Below are 1573 nucleotides of genomic sequence, written 5' to 3'. Positions count from 1 at the left end.
GCCAAACAATCTATTTACCGTTGGCGTGGCGGAAAAGCCGAGCAGTTTATAGACCTTTGCTTAGATACTAACCCGTTTAGTATTGAAAAATACGTTGAAAATCTGCCAGATAATTACCGCAGCGGAAGCCAGATTGTAAACTTCAACAATAGTTTATTTAGCTATGCAGCCGGTACTTTGCAACATCCTGCTTATGCTAATTTGTTTCAGACAAGCGGCCAAAATCCTAAAAAAGGAGATTTTGGATATGTAAATATCGACTTTATTGAAGCCGAAAATGCGGCGGAAGAACACGAAATTTATCCTGAAAAAATTCTGGAAATTATTCAGAATTTAGAACAAAGAAAATTTAAAAAAGGAGATATCTGCATCTTAACCCGTAAGAAAAAGGAAGGCGTTACTATTGCGAGTTATTTAAGCGAAAATAATATTCCGGTAGTTTCTTCAGAAACTTTGCTAGTGGCCAATTCTCCTGAAGTAAATTTTATCGCTCATTTGCTAGAATTTTCTTTAAGTCCTAAAGACAACACTTTAAAACTGGAACTTTTTGATTTCCTGGCCGATTTTCTAGAAATAGAAAATCGCTACCCCATAATCTCAACTAATTTAAATAAAGACGGAAAAGCATTTTTTAATTGGTTGAAAGAGTATGATATTAATTTTGACCTGAATGAAATAAAACAACTTTCGGTTTACGAAGCCGCAGAATATATTATTAGAAGTTTTTCTCTGGTAGAAACATCTAATGCGTATGTTCAGTTTTTTCTGGATTTTATTTTTGAAAGTACGCAAAAGGCAACCGCAGGCATAGCCGATTTTATAGATTTATGGAAACAGGAAATAGAAAGCTTGAGCATTGTAGTTCCAAAAGCTGAAGATGCCGTACAAATAATGACCATCCATAAATCTAAAGGTCTGGAATTCCCGGTGGTGATCTATCCTTACGCGAATTCCGATTCCAAAAGCACTCGTATGGATTCCCTTTGGTTACCTATGGAGCCGCCTTTAGATGAAATTCCTATGAATTACCTGAGTGCATCAGATAAAATGCTGAACTGGGGACCAAAAGCTTCAGATATTTACACCGAGTTAATTCATCAAAAAGAGCTGGACACCTTAAATGTGCTGTATGTGGCCTGTACCCGTGCTTCCCAACAGCTGTATTTACTCAGCAAAAAAGAAATAGACTCAAAAGGGAACGAAAAAGCTTATAAGACTTCAGGCTTACTGATTGGCTTTTTAAAAGAAATTGGGAGGTGGGATTCCAACATTAATACTTATGAATTTGGGGAAATTGGCGTTCCAAAAACTTCAGAAAAAAACAGTTCAGCAAATATTATTTCAGAAAAATTTTATTCTTCAGCAACACAAAATCAAGCGGTGAATATCGTGACCAAATCTGGAATGTTATGGGACAGTAAACAGGAAGAAGCGATTGAAAAAGGGGAAATTCTGCACGAATTATTGGCACAAATAGATTATAAAGAACAGGTAAAACCAGTGGTTGCACAAGCGGTGAACGATGGAATAATCACCAAAGATTCCGCAGAAAAAATAGAAAAATTGCTTCTTG

1 protein-coding gene is annotated in these 1573 nt (G+C 36.2%); it reads left to right on the top strand.

Annotated elements, in window-relative coordinates:
- Positions 1-1573, top strand: a 1573-nt coding sequence (locus AACZ30_RS13955; RefSeq protein WP_339650135.1) for a 3'-5' exonuclease, incomplete at both ends; no start/stop codon positions are given.

This window comes from uncultured Salegentibacter sp. (assembly GCF_963972535.1).
In the GTDB taxonomy this organism is placed as follows: Bacteria; Bacteroidota; Bacteroidia; order Flavobacteriales; family Flavobacteriaceae; genus Salegentibacter.
Note: the sequence above shows the minus strand (reverse complement) of the source record. Positions and strands in the feature narration are given on the sequence as shown.